Raw genomic sequence first — 15600 nt, 5'->3', positions numbered from 1 at the left:
TTATCCTCCGATGGCGGCTTTGGCAGCGGCGATCGCGCCGTCTGCATTGCTAGCGTCTTTGGCGCCGCCCTGGGCCATGTCGGGACGGCCACCGCCGCCTTTGCCACCCAATTCGACAACAGCCGCTTTGACCAGATCAACCGCGCTGACTTTGTCGGTGAGATCCTTGGTCACGCCAGCGGCTACGGCGACTTTGCCGTCCGCTTCGGCGATCAGCAGGATGGCGGCGCTGCCCAGTTTCTCTTTGTGTGCGTCGATCAAGGAAGGCAGGTCCTTGCCTGTCACGCCCGACAGAACCTGAGCAAGGAAGGGAACACCGTTCACGTCCTCCGCCTTGGCTTCGGCCTGACCGCCGCCCGACATGGCCAGTTCACGGCGCAGTTGGGCAACTTCGTTCTCCAGTTTCTTGCGCTCGTCCATCAGGCCCTGAACGCGGCCCACCAGATCGGCGGGCTGGGTTTTCAAGGCGCCCGACAGTTCCGACACGCGCTCTGCCTGCTCGCGCAGATAGTTCAGCGCGGCCTGACCGGTCAGAGCCTCAATCCGGCGGACGCCAGAGCTGGAGGCGCTGTCGGACAGGGTCAAATACAGACCGATCTCACCCAGCTGGCGCACGTGGGTGCCGCCGCAGAGTTCGAGCGAGTAGGTTTCGCCGTCCATCCCTTTGCCTGATCCGGGCAGGGTGCCCATGGAGACAACGCGGACCTCGTCGCCGTACTTTTCGCCGAACAGAGCCTGCGCGCCAAGGCCGCGGGCATCGTCAGGGGTCATGATGCGGGTTTCGACTTTGGTGTTCTGTCGGATGAACTCGTTCACCTCTGCGTCGACTTGGGCCAGCTCTTCGGCGGTCAGCGGCTTGGCATGGCTGAAGTCGAAACGCAGACGGTCCTCTGCGTTCAAAGAGCCGCGCTGTGCCACGTGATCGCCAAGCGCACGGCGCAGAGCCTCGTTCAAGAGGTGGGTGGCCGAGTGGCTGGAGCGGATCGCGCCACGACGCTCGTGGTCCACCTCAAGCTGCGCGCCTTGGCCACGGTCGATCTTGCCTTCGGTCACTTCGACGAAGTGGATGAAGACGCCAGCGGTTTTCTTGGTGTCGGTGACGCGGGCTTTGCCGCCTTCAACCGTGATCTCACCGGTGTCGCCGATCTGGCCGCCGCTTTCGGCGTAGAAGGGTGTTTGGTTCAGGACTATCTGGCCGGTGTCGCCAGCCGACAGGCTGTCCACCTGAGCGCCGTCTTTGACCAGCGCAACAACCTGACCTTCGGCGGTCTCGGTGTCGTAGCCGAGGAAGTCGGTGGTGCCTTTGTCGTCCGCGATGTCGAACCAGATGGTCGCGTCCGCCGCTTCGCCCGAACCGGACCATGCCGCGCGGGCTTTGGCCTTTTGCTCGGCCATGGCGGCATCGAAGCCGTCGGTGTCCACAGTGCGATCCTGCTCCCGCAGGGCGTCCTGCGTCAGGTCGAGCGGGAAGCCGTAGGTGTCGTAGAGCTTGAATGCCGCTTCGCCGGGCAGAGGTGCGCCCTCTGGCAGGCCGGCCACTTCGTCCGACAGCAGTTTCAAGCCGCGGTCTAGCGTGGTGACAAAGCGCTTGCCTTCCAGCTCCAGCGTTTCTTCGATCAATGCCTGAGCCTGCCCCAGCTCGGGGTAGGCGGCACCCATCTGGCGGACCAACGCGGGCACCAGCTTGTGCATCACGGGGTCCTTGGCACCCAAGAGGTGCGCGTGGCGCATCGCGCGGCGCATGATGCGACGCAGCACGTAACCACGGCCTTCGTTCGAGGGCATGACGCCATCGGCAATCAGGAACGATGTCGAACGCAGGTGGTCCGCGATCACGCGGTGGTGCACGTTGCCCTCGCCATCAGGGGCGCCATCGGTGACTTCGGCGCTAGCCTCGATCAGGCTGCGCATCAGGTCGGTGTCGTAGTTGTCGTGCTTGCCTTGCAGCAGGGCGCCAATGCGCTCCAGACCCATGCCGGTGTCGATGGACTGCATGTCCAGCGCCTTCATCGAGCCGTCTTCGAACTGCTCGTTCTGCATGAAAACGACGTTCCAGATTTCGATGAAGCGGTCGCCGTCCTCTTCGGGCGAGCCCGGAGGGCCACCCCAGATGTGGTCGCCGTGGTCGTAGAAAATCTCGGTGCAGGGGCCGCAGGGACCGGTCGGCCCCATTTGCCAGAAGTTGTCAGAGGTCGCGATACGGATGATGCGGTCTTCGGGAATGCCGACCTTTTTCCAGATCTCGAAGGCTTCGTCATCGGTGTGATAGACGGTGGCCAGCAGGCGCGTCTTGTCGATGTCGAACTCTTTGGTGATCAGCTCGTAAGCAAAGGGGATCGCTTCGTTTTTGAAGTAATCACCAAAGCTGAAGTTCCCCAGCATTTCAAAGAACGTGTGGTGACGGGCCGTATAGCCGACGTTGTCCAGATCGTTGTGTTTGCCGCCTGCACGTACGCATTTCTGCGATGTGGTCGCGCGCTTGTAGTCGCGGGTTTCGACACCGGTGAAGCAGTTCTTAAACTGTACCATGCCCGAGTTGGTGAACATCAGGGTGGGGTCGTTGCGCGGAACCAAGGGCGAAGAGGGCACAACCTCGTGTCCCTGCTTGGCAAAGTAGTCGAGGAAGGTCGATCGGATATCGTTCAGCGAAGGCATGTCGTCTCTTTCGTTCTGGCGTGGGCCAAGCGTCACGAATGTCTACCCACGCAAAGGGGGCTTGTCCATAAGGCCGCCGCGATTGGAATGTGTAAAAGGGATAGGATCAGGGCGGGGGTCTTTGGTGCTGCTTGTCCCCGTGTGAACTGGCCTGTAGATTGCATGCCGCAACACAGCATTCGCCACAGATCGAGGACACGCCAATGTGCCGTTGGGCCGCCTATATCGGAGCGCCGATTTTCCTGTCCGAGGTCGTGACAGACCCCAAGCATTCGCTCGTCCACCAGTCCCAATGTGCGACCGAGTGTCAGACTGCGATTAATGCGGATGGCTTCGGGCTGGCGTGGTACGGGGACCGCGAAGAGCCGGGCCTGTATCGCGATGTGCACCCCGCGTGGTCGGACCCGAATCTGCGGTCGCTGGCCTATCAGGTGAAGTCGGGGCTGTTCATGGCGCACGTGCGGGCCTCGACAGGTACCGCGACCAGCCACAACAACTGTCACCCGTTCGCCGTGGGCAAATGGAGCTTTATGCACAACGGTCAGGTTGGGGGCTTTGGCATGATCCGCAAGGACGCGGATATGATGATCTCGAACGCGCTCTATGACAGCCGCAAGGGGGCTACGGACAGCGAGGCGCTGTTCCTGATTGCCTTGGATGAGGGTCTGGATGCCGACCCCCATGGTGCGATGCTCCGCGCGGCCGCTCGTCTGCAAATTCTGTCCGAGGAAAAGGGCGCGACGCCCCACATGCGGCTGGCGGCTGCGTTGTCGGATGGGCAGAGCCTGTATGCGGTGCGCTATGCATCGGACGCTCAGGCGCCGTCGCTGTACTACCGCTGGAGCGACACGCGGAACGGTTGGGCTGTGGTGTCGGAGCCTTTGGAAACCGATGAAACCGATTGGGTTGAGGTTCCGCCCGGCTGCTGGATGCGCTTTAGCGCGGACGGGGTCGAACGGTCGTGCTTTGCGCCCGATCTGCACCGGGCGCACAAGGTTGCCTAGAGCGCGACGTAGCGGTCTTTGCGGTGATTGGTGGCGATAATCAGGTTCACGATCACCGCGCCAAGCAGGCTATAAAGAACCATCGGCAGCGGCAGCACAAAGAACGCCACCGTAAAGAGGCAGGCGTCAAAAATCAGCTGCGTGTGGCCCGCACGAAAGCCGGTTTTGTCCTGCAGGTACAGCGCCAGAACGCCGACCCCGCCAAGGGACGCGCCATGCCGGAACAGGACCATCAGTCCCAACCCCGTCACGCCCGCCATGATCAAGGTGCCCACCAGTGGTTCAATCTCGCTGAATTTGACGAAGTTGGGCAGTTGGTCGGCAATGACCGACAAAAGGGCCACCGCGATGAACGTCTTGATCGTGAAGCGTGTGCCCATCCGCATGTAGGCAAGGATGTAGAACGGAATGTTTACCAAAAAGAAGAGCACCCCGAACTTAATGCCAGTCAGGTAACTCAGCAAGACGGCAAGGCCCGCCGTTTGTCCCGTGATCAGCCCCAGATTGGTCAGGATCAAAAGCCCGAGCGAACACATGGTTGTTCCCAGCGCAAAGGCTTGGGCATCTTCGGCGAGGGTGTGGTTAATCGAGTGATGTGGCTCTGCCATGGCGCATCGTCTCTGTCTTTTGGATCAAATTTCAGTCCGCGATATAACGGTCGCGCCGGTGATTAAAGGCAATAACGCCGTTCAGGATGACAGCGCCGAACAGCGAAAACAGCACGATACGCGGGTCAAACAAGAAAAACGCAACCGCAAACAGGATCGCGTCGAACCCCAGTTGCACATAGCCCGCGCGGATGTTCAGAAACTCTTGGGCCATCAAAGCCACAACTCCTAGCCCGCCGAGCGATGATTTGTGACGGAAGACACCCAGCAAGCCAAATCCGGTCAGAACGCCAAATGCCACAGTCCCGAACCACGGGTTCAATCCGCCAAAGGGCATGAGGCCCGGCACAACCGCCATAAGCACCGATAGCAGTGTCACGCTGATCGCGGATTTGATCGTGAATTCGGGGCCCATGTAGAACCACGCCACGATGTAAAAGGGGATGTTGATCGTCCAGAAGACCCAACTAAAGCTGATGTCGGTCAGGTAGCTGATGATCAACGCCAAGCCCGCTGTTTGGCCTGTGATAAAGCCAAGCGAGGTCAGGAATGTCAGGCCGATCGACGTGGTGATCAGGCCGATGGATAGGCCTTGGACGTCCTCGATCAGCGAGTGTTTCTGACGGGACAGCGGGATATGATAGGAGGCTGGCATGGCCTCCAATATAGGGCAGAGATACTGACCTGTCTATATGCTGCGCACGCAAAGCCGCAGTGCGGCAGGCGCTAGCCTGTGTTTTCAGCGAACCAGTGGTCGATGCGTGCCTTCAGCGCCTGCCAGATGGCAGGAGCGCCGCGTTTGACTTTGACGCCAACGCGGGTTTCCAGCTGCTCTGGGGTGACGTTGTATTCGGGCCACGTGCCGCCGCCTGTTTCAAGGTTCGCGATCACGGGCTGCACGCGATCGATGGATTTGGCAAAGATCGCGTCATCGGTTTCGGCGGCCTCGAATTCCTCCCAAATCGCGCGGAAGGCATCGCGCTGGTCAGCAGGCAGCAGGCCAAAAATGCGGTCGGCGGCGGCCTGTTCCTTGACGGCTTGCAGGTCGGGGTCAGGACTGCCGTGGATCGGCGCGTCGCCAGCATCAATCTCGACAAGATCATGGAGCAAGAGCATCTGGATCACGCGGCCCACGTTGACGGGGCGCGAAGCGTGCTCGGCCATGGTCAGCGCATACAGCGCGATGTGCCAGCTGTGTTCTGCAGAATTCTCGCGGCGCGATGCGTCGCACAGGGTGGTCGCGCGGTCGATGGATTTCAGCCGATCCGCCTCTGTCAAAAAGGCGAGTTGGGCCGAAATCCGATCTGCGCTCACGCTTCTTCCTCGCCGAGTTTGGAGGCAAGGAATTTGCGGGCCCGTTGCTCGGCGATCCGCACGCGCACAGCGGTGCGGAAGGCCTCTTCGGTGGTGGGAGAGGTGGCGCCGATCACATCGGCAACCTCGTCCGGCAGGCGATCATCGCCAAGCTTTTCCATGGCAGCGATCACGTCTTGTGCCAGCTTGTCGGCCAGATCTTCGGTGATCCCCATGACTTAGCGGCTGTTCTCGGTCAGGCGACGCTTCACATAAGTCGACACAGTGTCGATCATCGGCTCCATGTTCGGCTCCTCGAAGAAGTGACCGGCACCGGGCATTTCCTCGTGGGTGATCGTGATGCCTTTTTGCTCTTGGAGCTTTTTGACCAGCGAAACGGTGTCCGCAGGCGGCGCAACACGGTCAGCGCCGCCGTTGATGATCAGGCCAGAGCTGGGGCAGGGCGCCAAGAAGCTGAAGTCGTACATGTTCGCCGGCGGCGCAACAGAGACAAAGCCTGTGATCTCGGGGCGGCGCATCAGAAGCTGCATGCCAATCCAAGCGCCAAAGCTGAAGCCGGCGACCCAGCAATGCTTGGAGTTGGAGTTCATCGACTGCAGGTAGTCCAGCGCCGATGCCGCATCCGACAACTCGCCTACGCCCTGGTCGTATTCGCCCTGGCTGCGGCCGACGCCACGGAAGTTGAACCGCAACACGGTGAAGCCCATGTTGTAGAACGCATAGTGCAGGTTGTAGACGACCTTGTTGTTCATCGTCCCGCCGAATTGCGGGTGAGGATGAAGCACGATGGCAATCGGGGCGTCACGGTCTTTTTGGGGGTGATAGCGGCCTTCGAGGCGGCCTTCGGGTCCTGGAAAAATGACCTCGGGCATGTACTTGGCGCTCTCCTGAACAAATTGGGCGGCGAATTCTTGACGAAAACGATCAGCCACCTTAGAAGGATTCTAAATTACCGTCGGTGTGGACGGGAAGGTGTAAGCGATTTAGGGCTTGCGGGCGCGAACGTCAATCTATTCGCCGTCGGGGGGACGAAATGAAACTGAGTACCAAAGGTCGTTACGCAATGGTTGCACTGGTGGATCTGGCTCTGCAGCCCGAAGACCACCTGGTGACATTGGGTGAAATCTCGAAGCGTCAGGACATCTCGCTGCCCTATCTGGAGCAACTCTTTGTAAAGCTGCGCCGGAGCGGCTTGGTTGAATCCGTGCGCGGCCCGGGTGGTGGATATCGTCTGGCGCGTCCCTCGGCAGAGATCCGTGTGTCCGAGATTTTGGGCGCCGTCGACGAAACTGTGAGCGCCATGCACAAAGGGGCAGGGGCCTCTGGTGGGTTGTCCGGCTCGCGGGCGCAATCGCTGTCCAACCGGCTTTGGGAGGGGCTGAGTGCCCACGTTTATGTCTTCTTGCATCAGGCGAGTTTGAAGGACGTGATCAAGAACCAGTTGGCGCCCTGTCCGGCGGTGCCGAGCCTGTTTGCTGTGGTGGATGAATGAAGCGTGGGTGGGGGCGCTGCCCCCGTCGCTGCGCGACTCCCCCGGAGTATTTTGAGCAAAAAGAAGGACCTGTGCTGTGAAGCGCGTTTATCTGGATTGGAATGCGACCACGCCTTTGCGGGCGGAGGCCAAGGCGGCAATGATTGCGGCCATGGATGTGGTGGGCAATCCCTCCAGCGTGCATGCCGAGGGGCGTGCTGCGAAGTCGTTGGTTGAGACGGCGCGGGCGCAAGTTGCAGAGGCGCTGGGGGCAGAGGGGGCAGATGTTGTCTTTACCTCTGGCGCGACAGAGGCGGCAGCTCTGGCCTGCGCAGGGCGCGGGCTGCAGGGGGCTGCGGTCGAGCATGACGCTGTGTCAGCGTGGGTTACGGATGAGTTGCCGGTGGACTCTCTGGGGCGTGTGACTGTTGAGAACCCCGCTGGGGCGTCTTTGCAGCTCGCCAACAGTGAAACCGGTGTCTTGCAGAAATTGCCAGAAGGGCTGGCGGTTAGCGATATGACGCAAGCCTTTGGCAAGGTGCCGTTCGCATTCAATTGGAGCGGGGCGCAGATGGGGCTGGTGTCCGCGCACAAGCTTGGTGGGCCAAAGGGCATTGGGGCTTTGGTCTTGCGGCGCGGCCTGGATGTGGAGAGCCGCATCAAAGGGGGCGGTCAGGAAATGGGCCGTCGTTCGGGGACTGAAAATGTCATCGGGATGGTCGGTTTTGGGGCGGCCGCACAGGCTGCGGCCCGCGATCTGGCGGATGGCGTTTGGGAACGGGTTGCGGAAATTAGAAATATTCTAGAAAACGCTCTGGAAGATGACTCGGACTTGCCTATTTTTGTCGGGAAAGGCGCTGAACGCTTGCCGAACACCACAGTGGTGGCGGTGCCCGGATGGAAGGGTGAGACGCAAGTGATGCAGATGGATCTGGCCGGTTTTGCGATCAGCGCCGGGTCTGCTTGCTCCAGCGGGAAAGTGCGCGCCAGCCGCGTCTTGACCGCCATGGGATTTGATGAGGCCACAGCCAGCGGAGCGATCCGCATCAGCTTGGGGCCGAACGTGACGGAAGAGGACGTGCTGCGCTTTGCCGATGCTTGGCGCAAGCAGTTCAAGAAATTTCGCGCCCGTGGGGCGTGAGCGAGATGTGAACAGGAGGGACGCCAATGGCAACCTTGGATGACGAAATTCGCGACGGCGTGGATCGGGAAACGGTTGAAACCGTCCGCGCAATGGGTGGCACCTATAAGTACGGGTGGGACACTGACATCGAGATGGAATACGCGCCCAAGGGCGTGAACCCTGATATCGTGCGTCTGATCTCGGAAAAGAACGGCGAGCCGGAGTGGATGACCGAATGGCGTCTGTCCGCGTTCGAGCGTTGGGAGCAGATGGAAGAGCCCGATTGGGCGATGGTCACCTATCCCGAGATCGACTTTCAGGAACAGTACTACTACGCGCGTCCCAAGAGCTTTGAGACGAAGCCGAAGTCGCTGGACGAGGTCGATCCCAAGCTGCTGGCCACCTACGAAAAGCTGGGTATTCCGCTGAAGGAACAGATGATCCTTGCCGGTGTCGAAGGGGCCGAGGATATGCCCGCCGAAGGGCGCAAGGTCGCTGTGGATGCGGTGTTTGACTCGGTTTCGGTCGGGACCACATTCCAAGCCGAACTGAAGAAGGCGGGCGTGATCTTTTGCTCGATCTCCGAAGCGATCAAAGAGCACCCCGAGTTGGTCAAGAAGTATCTGGGCAGCGTCGTGCCTGCGTCGGACAACTTCTATGCGACGCTGAACAGCGCGGTCTTCTCGGATGGCTCGTTCGTGTATATTCCGCCGGGCGTCCGCTGCCCCATGGAATTGTCCACCTATTTCCGCATCAACGCGGAAAACACCGGCCAGTTCGAGCGTACCCTGATCATCGCGGACAAAGGCTCGTACGTGTCCTACCTTGAGGGCTGTACTGCCCCTCAGCGTGACACCGCGCAGCTGCACGCCGCAGTGGTTGAGATCATCATCGAAGAAGACGCCGAGGTGAAATACTCGACTGTTCAGAACTGGTTCCCCGGTGATGAAGAGGGCAAGGGCGGCATCTATAACTTCGTGACCAAGCGCGCCGATTGCCGTGGCGATCGCGCCAAGATCATGTGGACTCAGGTGGAAACCGGCTCGGCTGTGACGTGGAAATACCCGTCCTGCATCCTGCGCGGCAACGAAAGCCAAGGCGAGTTCTACTCGATCGCCATTGCGAACAACATGCAGCAGGCCGACACCGGCACCAAGATGATCCACCTTGGCAAAGACACCAAGTCGCGGATCGTCTCCAAAGGGATCAGTGCGGGCAAAGCGCAGAACACATATCGCGGTGCGGTCACCATGCACCCCAAAGCCAAGAATGGCCGGAACTACACCCAGTGTGACAGCCTTCTGATCGGTGATCAGTGCGGCGCGCACACGGTTCCCTACATCGAGGTTCGCAACAACTCGGCCCGCGTCGAGCACGAGGCGACCACCTCGAAGGTGGACGATGACCAGCTGTTCTACTGCCGCCAGCGCGGCATGGACGAGGAAGAGGCCGTCGCCCTCGTGGTGAATGGCTTCTGCAAAGAGGTGCTTCAGGCTCTGCCCATGGAATTCGCCATGGAAGCGCAGCAGCTGGTGGCCATCTCTCTCGAAGGCTCTGTCGGTTAATCTGGTGGGGGCATGTTGCCCCCTTCGCATCCCACAAAGGAACGTCCAATGATCGTCACCACCACCCCCACTGTCGAAGGGTACCAGATCGCAGAATACCGTGGCATCGTCACGGGCGAGGCTATTCTGGGTGCCAACGTGTTCCGCGATCTGTTCGCGGGCATCACTGACATCATCGGGGGGCGGTCAGGGGCCTATGAGGCAAGCCTCGCCGAGGCCCGCGAAACCGCTCTGAAAGAGCTGGAAGAGCGCGCCGCCGCCGTGGGCGCGACCGCCGTTGTCGGCGTCGATCTGGACTACGAAGTAATCAACAACATGCTGATGGTCTCGGCCTCGGGCACCGCCGTGGTGCTGGGCTGATCTGACCTGAAAAGGAACGAAAATATGCTGGAAATCAAAAACCTGCACGTCAAACTTGAAGACGAGGACAAGCAGATCTTGAAGGGTCTGGACCTGACTGTCGAAACCGGCAAGGTCCACGCGATCATGGGCCCCAACGGCTCGGGTAAATCGACCCTGAGCTACGTTCTGTCGGGCCGCGATGGCTACGAAGTGACCGACGGTTCGGCCACCATGGATGGCTTTGATCTGCTGGAAGCCGAAACCGAAGAGCGCGCCGCCGAAGGCCTGTTCCTGGCGTTCCAGTACCCCGTGGAAATCCCCGGCGTGTCGAACATGACTTTCCTGCGCACCGCTCTGAACGCACAGCGCAAGGCGCGCGGCGAAGAGGAAATGTCGGCGACCGACTTCCTGAAGATGGTCCGTGAAAAAGCAAAGTCGCTGAAGATCGACGCCGACATGCTGAAGCGCCCTGTGAACATGGGTTTCTCGGGCGGCGAGAAAAAGCGCAACGAGATCCTGCAGATGGCAGTTCTGGAGCCCAAGATGTGCATCCTCGACGAGACCGACTCGGGTCTGGACGTGGACGCCATGAAGCTGGTGTCGGACGGTGTGAACGCCCTGCGCGACGAAGGCCGCTCGTTCCTCGTGATCACCCACTACCAGCGTTTGCTGGACCACATCGTACCTGATGTCGTGCACATCATGGCAGATGGCCGCATCATCAAGACCGGTGGCCCCGAGCTGGCTCTGGAAGTTGAAAAGAACGGCTACGCAGACCTGCTGGCGGAGAACGCGTAATGGCGATCAAACGAGCACAGCTGAAGCAGCAGAAGCAGGACGCTCTGGCCGCGCGCCAGCCCGCCTTGTCGATGCCCGAAGGCGGCGAGTGGATCACCGCTGCCCGCAAAGATGCCGCTGGCCGTCTGGACGCGATGGGTCTGCCCATTCGCCGCGACGAATACTGGAAATACACCCGCCCCGACGCGTTCACCTCTGCTGAACCTGTTGCTGCGGCGGTGGCCGATGATGCCGGCACGCAGGTGTTCGAGGGCGTGGACGTTCTGACCGTTGTCTTCCGTGATGGCGCCTTTGATACCGATGCGTCCGACGATCTGACGCTGGACGGCGTGGAAATCAGCCGCTTGGCCGATGCCGCGCAGGCCGACATCCACTGGGCCAAGGACATCTACGGCGCGCTGGAAACCGCTGGCCAAGACCCTGTTGAGCGTCCGCTCGCGGCTCTGAACACGGCTTATGCGACCGACGGTCTGGTGATCCGTGCCACTGGCGCGGCGGCCAAGCCGATCCACGTTGTCTACGAGCGCAACTCTGACACCTCGGACGCGGTTCTGCACCACGTGATCAAGGTTGAAGAGGGCGCATCTGTGACCCTGCTGGAGACCGGTGCCGCTGGTGCCCGCGCTAACACTGTGACCGAAGTGGCGATTGCGGACACCGCAGCCTTCCACCATGTGCGCAGCCAGGGCCGCGATCAGGAACGCCAGCTGGTGACCCACATGTTCGCGCGTCTGGGAACCGAGAGCACCTTCAAGTCGTTCACCCTGACCCCGAACGGCAAGATGACCCGCAACGAGTGCATCATGGAGCTGACCGGCGACGACGCGATTGCCCACGTGGCAGGCGCGCTGATGGCCGACGGCAAGGACGTGCATCAGGACGACACCATCTTTATCACTCATGACGCCGTGAACTGCGAAAGCCGTCAGGTGTTCAAGAAGGTGCTGTCGAACGGTGCGACCGGCGTGTTCCAAGGCAAAATTCTGGTCAAGCAGGGCGCTCAGAAAACCGACGGCTATCAGATCAGCCAGTCGCTGCTTCTGGACGAGGACAGCCAATTCCTCGCCAAGCCCGAGTTGGAAATCTATGCCGATGACGTGGCGTGTTCGCACGGTTCGACCTCGGGTGCGATTGACGAGGATGCGCTGTACTACCTGCGCGCCCGCGGCATCCCGCACCGCAAGGCACAGGACCTGATGGTCTTGGCGTTCTTGGCCGAAGCCGTGGACGAGATCGAATCCGAAGAGCTGCGCGAGGCCATCCTGCGCCGCATCCGCCTGTGGCTGGATCTGGAAGACGATCTCTGATGTCGATCACGCGGGATATGGTCGCGACCTATCGCAACCCCGGACAGGTGTTCACGCGCCTGTCCGCTATGGGCCAACGAGAGGATCGCGCCCTGTTCTGGCTGATCGCCGCATGCGGTCTGACCTTTGTGGGGCAGTGGCCCAAAATCTCGCGCGATGCATTCCTCAGCGGTCAGGACTTTACCGAAGCTCTGACTGGCCCACTCATGGCATGGGTCTTTTTCGCGCCGCTCCTGTTCTACATGCTAGCTGGGGTATTGCATTTGATCGTCCGCATCGCGGGCGGCAAAGGGAAATCTTATGGCGCACGTCTGGCGCTGTTCTGGGGATTCTTTGCGTCCGTTCCGCTTCTGCTGCTTTATGGTCTGACCGAAGGGCTCGCGCCCGGCAGTGGTGTCGCGGTTGTCGGTGCGTTGTGGGTTGTGGCTTTCGTCTGGTTCCTCTTTTCCGGCCTCAAGGTCGCTTACTGGACAGGCCCACTTGCCTCGGCGGCAAGAGGCGCCTAATCACGAGTCATGACACTGAACGTTTCGACCATATGGCAGTTGATCCTCGCCACGTTGCGCGACCCTGACGCGGTCGCGGAATCTTTGCTGGGGATGCGGTTGCAGCCTCTGGCTGTGTGGCACATCTTTGGCCTGACCGTCATCGCAAGCGTCCTAATGTTCTTTGGAACAGAGGTGCTTTTGCCCTCTGGGCTCGGCACAATGGTGCCTCCTTTTATGCTGACGGTGGTCATGGGGGCGAACCTTGCGGTGATGTCCTTTGCTATGCTGGCTTCGGGGCGTGCACTCGAAGGGGCCGCACGGCTGGATCAGGTTGTTTTGCTCATGTCTTGGGTTCAGACCATGCTGATCGCGCTGCAAATCCCGCAAAGCGTTTTGGCGCTTGCCTTTCCGTCGATCGGCCCTCTCTTTGCCTTTGTGGTCATCGGGTACGCCCTTTGGCTCACCACCAGATTTATCAAAGTTGCACATGGTTTCGAGACCGCAGGTCGTGCCGTTGCCACCGTGGTGTTCGGATTTGTCGGCATCACTTTCGGCATGGTACTGCTTTTAGCGCTGCTCGGTGTGTAAACCTACCGGAGGCTCTGCCTTATGCTCGATGTAAACGCCCTACGCGCCGAATTTCCGATCCTGTCGCGGCAGGTGAACGGAAAGCCGCTGGTCTATCTGGACAATGGTGCCAGTTCCCAGAAGCCTCAGGTGGTGATTGATGCGATCACCCGCGCCTATTCCGAAGAATACGCGAACGTGCACCGCGGGCTGCACTATTTGTCGAACCTCGCGACCGAGAAGTACGAAGGTGTGCGCGGTATCGTTGCCAAGTTTCTGAATGCTCCGTCCGAGGACGAGATCGTGATGAATACTGGCACGACCGAGGGCATCAACACAGTCGCCTACGGTTGGGCCATGCCCCGCATGGAGGCAGGCGACGAGATCGTCCTGTCGACGATGGAGCACCACGCCAACATCGTGCCCTGGCATTTCCTGCGGGAACGTCAGGGGATCGTGCTGAAGTGGGTCGATCCCGAAGTGGACGGCAGCCTTGATCCGCAAAAGGTCATTGACGCCATCGGCCCCAAGACCAAACTAGTGGCCATCACCCAGATGTCGAACGTTCTGGGTACCGTGGTGGACGTTAAATCCATCTGTTCGGCCGCCAAAGAACGCGGTGTCCCCGTGCTTGTGGACGGCTCTCAGGGGTCTGTCCACATGCCCGTGGACGTTCAGGACATCGGTTGCGATTTCTACGCGATCACGGGTCACAAACTGTATGGTCCCTCGGGCTCTGGCGCGATCTACATCGCCAAAGAGCGTCTAGCCGAAATGCGCCCCTTTATGGGCGGCGGGGACATGATCCGCGAAGTGTCCAAGGACGCGGTCAGCTACAACGACACCCCCATGATGCTCGAAGCTGGCACGCCCGGTATCGTCCAGCAGATCGGTTTGGGTGTGGCGCTGGACTGGATGATGGGCGTCGGGATGGAGAACATCGCCGCCCACGAGGCCGCCTTGCGCGACTATGCGCAGGAACGGTTGCTGGGCCTGAACTGGCTGCAAGTGCAGGGCACCGCGCCGGGCAAGGGGGCGATCTTCAGCTTTACCATGTCGGGGGCTGCGCACGCCCACGACATCTCGACCATCCTCGACAAAAAAGGCGTTGCAGTCCGCGCTGGTCACCACTGCTGCGGCCCGCTGATGGAGCATCTGGGCATCTCTGCTAGCTGCCGTGCGTCCTTTGCTGCGTACAACACCACCGCAGAGGTTGACGCTCTGGTCGATGCACTGGAGCTGGCTCAGGAACTTCTGGGCTAATTTTGCGATTGCGGGGCTGTCATGGCCCTGCTATTCCCACCGTTAGGCACCCATAGCTCAGCTGGATAGAGCGCTGCCCTCCGAAGGCAGAGGCCTGAGGTTCGAATCCTCATGGGTGCGCCACTTTCCGCGCTAAGCCATTGTCAGACCTCAGCTTTTGCAGTCGCAGGAGCTACCGTAGACCATGGCGGAGACCAATTTGGTCCCATATGCGTTCGTCAAAGACGGCATTTTCTACTTCAGTCGGCGCGTTCCGTCCGATCTTTCGCAGCATTATCTGTCCTCCCGAATCCAGTATTCCCTCCGTACCAAGGTGGCTCGCGTAGCCCTTGCCAGAGCGCAAAAGGCTGCTCAGCAACTGGACGAGTATTGGTATCATCTGAGGCTGAAGCAAACTGACTTGCCAGGGCAGCACATGCTCAAGCAATCGAGGGTTGGCGCAGCAGAACAATCAGTCCCTTCCAAGCCATCCCAATCAAACTCCGTGAAGCTCTCAGAAGCGGTCGGCATCTATCAACGGCTCAGGAAAGCCAGAGACCTTCATGCGGGCGACTGAGCGGTCCTGTGGCTACGTTATTGATGTGGTCAAAGACAAAGACATCACGGCCTATACTCGCCTAGATGCCAACCGCTTCAGAGATGCGCTTGTCGAGAGGGGGCTGGCTGGCAGCAGCATCACACGGATCATTAGTACAGTGAGAGCTGTCATCAATTTCGCCGCAGTGACGATCAAGAATCCATTCACTGGGGTCTACTATGACCGAAAAGCTGGCGTGGAAGGGCGGGAGCCGATACCAGCAGAAGTGTTGCCTAGGGTCCAAGCCAAATGTCGTGATCTTGATGACGAAGCAAGGTGGATCATTTCGCTGGTCTCAGACACAGAGCTGCTGCACTCTTATGCGATCCACTGACGGTCAGGCGGATTGCTGGTTTGCTGTCTCGCGCTCCTATCCGTGTTAGTGTCCGAGCACGTGGTGTAATTTCCGCACCGCCAACGGTGTAATCCCGGGTGGCCATCGAGGTGTATGGTCGAGGTGGAGTTTGACCGCTTCAACCACGAACCACACGGAGACCCCGATGACCAAAACCAACATG

The 15600-nt window shown here is 60.1% G+C and carries 18 protein-coding genes and 1 tRNA gene; 13 read left to right on the top strand and 6 right to left on the bottom strand.

The window, feature by feature from the left end; translation table 11 throughout:
* Positions 1–2655, bottom strand: a complete 2655-nt coding sequence (gene alaS / locus AB9K37_RS14500; protein ID WP_369840172.1) for an alanine--tRNA ligase — start codon at positions 2653–2655, stop codon at positions 1–3.
* Between the two features lie 203 nt (positions 2656–2858).
* Here alaS and AB9K37_RS14495 point away from each other — a divergent pair, with 203 nt between their 5' ends.
* Complete coding sequence (locus AB9K37_RS14495; protein ID WP_369840170.1) at positions 2859–3659, top strand: class II glutamine amidotransferase; 801 nt, start codon at positions 2859–2861, stop codon at positions 3657–3659.
* On the opposite strand, the gene AB9K37_RS14490 is transcribed toward AB9K37_RS14495, so the two are convergent.
* The 5 genes from AB9K37_RS14490 to AB9K37_RS14470 all read right to left on the bottom strand — a co-directional run bounded on the left by AB9K37_RS14490 (position 3656) and on the right by AB9K37_RS14470 (position 6453).
* Complete coding sequence (locus tag AB9K37_RS14490) at positions 3656–4267, bottom strand: YitT family protein (RefSeq protein ID WP_369840168.1); 612 nt, start codon at positions 4265–4267, stop codon at positions 3656–3658. The two genes, AB9K37_RS14495 and AB9K37_RS14490, sit on opposite strands and share 4 nt — an antisense overlap.
* 31 nt (positions 4268–4298) lie before the next feature.
* The gene (locus AB9K37_RS14485; RefSeq protein ID WP_369840166.1) at positions 4299–4922 is read right to left on the bottom strand and encodes a YitT family protein; all 624 of its coding nucleotides are present in this window, start codon (positions 4920–4922) and stop codon (positions 4299–4301) included.
* A 71-nt stretch (positions 4923–4993) separates the two neighbouring features.
* Positions 4994–5581, bottom strand: coding sequence for an HD family hydrolase (locus AB9K37_RS14480; RefSeq protein WP_369840164.1), 588 nt, complete (start codon positions 5579–5581; stop codon positions 4994–4996).
* A complete protein-coding gene (locus AB9K37_RS14475; RefSeq protein ID WP_072706912.1) occupies positions 5578–5796 on the bottom strand; it encodes a hypothetical protein in 219 nt (72 codons plus the stop codon). The genes AB9K37_RS14480 and AB9K37_RS14475 overlap by 4 nt, the downstream gene beginning before the upstream one ends.
* Before the next feature lie 3 nt (positions 5797–5799).
* Positions 5800–6453, bottom strand: coding sequence for an alpha/beta hydrolase (locus tag AB9K37_RS14470; protein ID WP_072706911.1), 654 nt, complete (start codon positions 6451–6453; stop codon positions 5800–5802).
* A 161-nt stretch (positions 6454–6614) separates the two neighbouring features.
* On the opposite strand from AB9K37_RS14470, the gene AB9K37_RS14465 reads away from it, so the two are divergent.
* From AB9K37_RS14465 to AB9K37_RS14410, 12 genes are all read left to right on the top strand, one after another.
* Complete coding sequence (locus AB9K37_RS14465; RefSeq protein WP_072706910.1) at positions 6615–7073, top strand: Rrf2 family transcriptional regulator; 459 nt, start codon at positions 6615–6617, stop codon at positions 7071–7073.
* A gap of 76 nt (positions 7074–7149) precedes the next feature.
* A complete protein-coding gene (locus tag AB9K37_RS14460) occupies positions 7150–8193 on the top strand; it encodes a cysteine desulfurase family protein (protein ID WP_369840161.1) in 1044 nt (347 codons plus the stop codon).
* A 26-nt stretch (positions 8194–8219) separates the two neighbouring features.
* Positions 8220–9740, top strand: a complete 1521-nt coding sequence (gene sufB, locus AB9K37_RS14455; protein WP_369840159.1) for a Fe-S cluster assembly protein SufB — start codon at positions 8220–8222, stop codon at positions 9738–9740.
* A 48-nt stretch (positions 9741–9788) separates the two neighbouring features.
* On the top strand, positions 9789–10100 hold the full coding sequence (locus AB9K37_RS14450; RefSeq protein ID WP_072706907.1) for a heavy metal-binding domain-containing protein: 312 nt from the start codon (positions 9789–9791) through the stop codon (positions 10098–10100).
* A gap of 24 nt (positions 10101–10124) precedes the next feature.
* Positions 10125–10880, top strand: a complete 756-nt coding sequence (sufC, locus tag AB9K37_RS14445) for a Fe-S cluster assembly ATPase SufC (protein WP_293708966.1) — start codon at positions 10125–10127, stop codon at positions 10878–10880.
* Positions 10880–12187 (top strand): Fe-S cluster assembly protein SufD, encoded by a 1308-nt coding sequence (gene sufD, locus AB9K37_RS14440; protein WP_369840157.1) that lies wholly within the window; start codon positions 10880–10882, stop codon positions 12185–12187. The genes sufC and sufD overlap by 1 nt, the downstream gene beginning before the upstream one ends.
* Positions 12187–12693, top strand: coding sequence for a YIP1 family protein (locus AB9K37_RS14435; RefSeq protein WP_369840155.1), 507 nt, complete (start codon positions 12187–12189; stop codon positions 12691–12693). The genes sufD and AB9K37_RS14435 overlap by 1 nt, the downstream gene beginning before the upstream one ends.
* Positions 12694–12702: 9 nt before the next feature.
* On the top strand, positions 12703–13263 hold the full coding sequence (locus tag AB9K37_RS14430) for a YIP1 family protein (protein WP_369840153.1): 561 nt from the start codon (positions 12703–12705) through the stop codon (positions 13261–13263).
* A 21-nt stretch (positions 13264–13284) separates the two neighbouring features.
* A complete protein-coding gene (locus tag AB9K37_RS14425; protein ID WP_369840152.1) occupies positions 13285–14505 on the top strand; it encodes a cysteine desulfurase in 1221 nt (406 codons plus the stop codon).
* Between the two features lie 46 nt (positions 14506–14551).
* A tRNA-Arg gene (locus AB9K37_RS14420) sits at positions 14552–14628 on the top strand.
* A 61-nt stretch (positions 14629–14689) separates the two neighbouring features.
* Positions 14690–15061, top strand: coding sequence for a DUF6538 domain-containing protein (locus AB9K37_RS14415; protein ID WP_369840150.1), 372 nt, complete (start codon positions 14690–14692; stop codon positions 15059–15061).
* Positions 15048–15416, top strand: a complete 369-nt coding sequence (locus AB9K37_RS14410; RefSeq protein WP_369840148.1) for a hypothetical protein — start codon at positions 15048–15050, stop codon at positions 15414–15416. Before AB9K37_RS14415 ends, AB9K37_RS14410 begins: the two co-directional genes overlap by 14 nt.
* The last annotated feature ends 184 nt before the right edge of the window (positions 15417–15600 follow it).

Source organism: Donghicola sp. XS_ASV15 (genome assembly GCF_041224595.1).
Classification (GTDB): Bacteria; Pseudomonadota; Alphaproteobacteria; order Rhodobacterales; family Rhodobacteraceae; genus Donghicola.
This window is presented reverse-complemented; position numbering and strand designations above follow the sequence as displayed.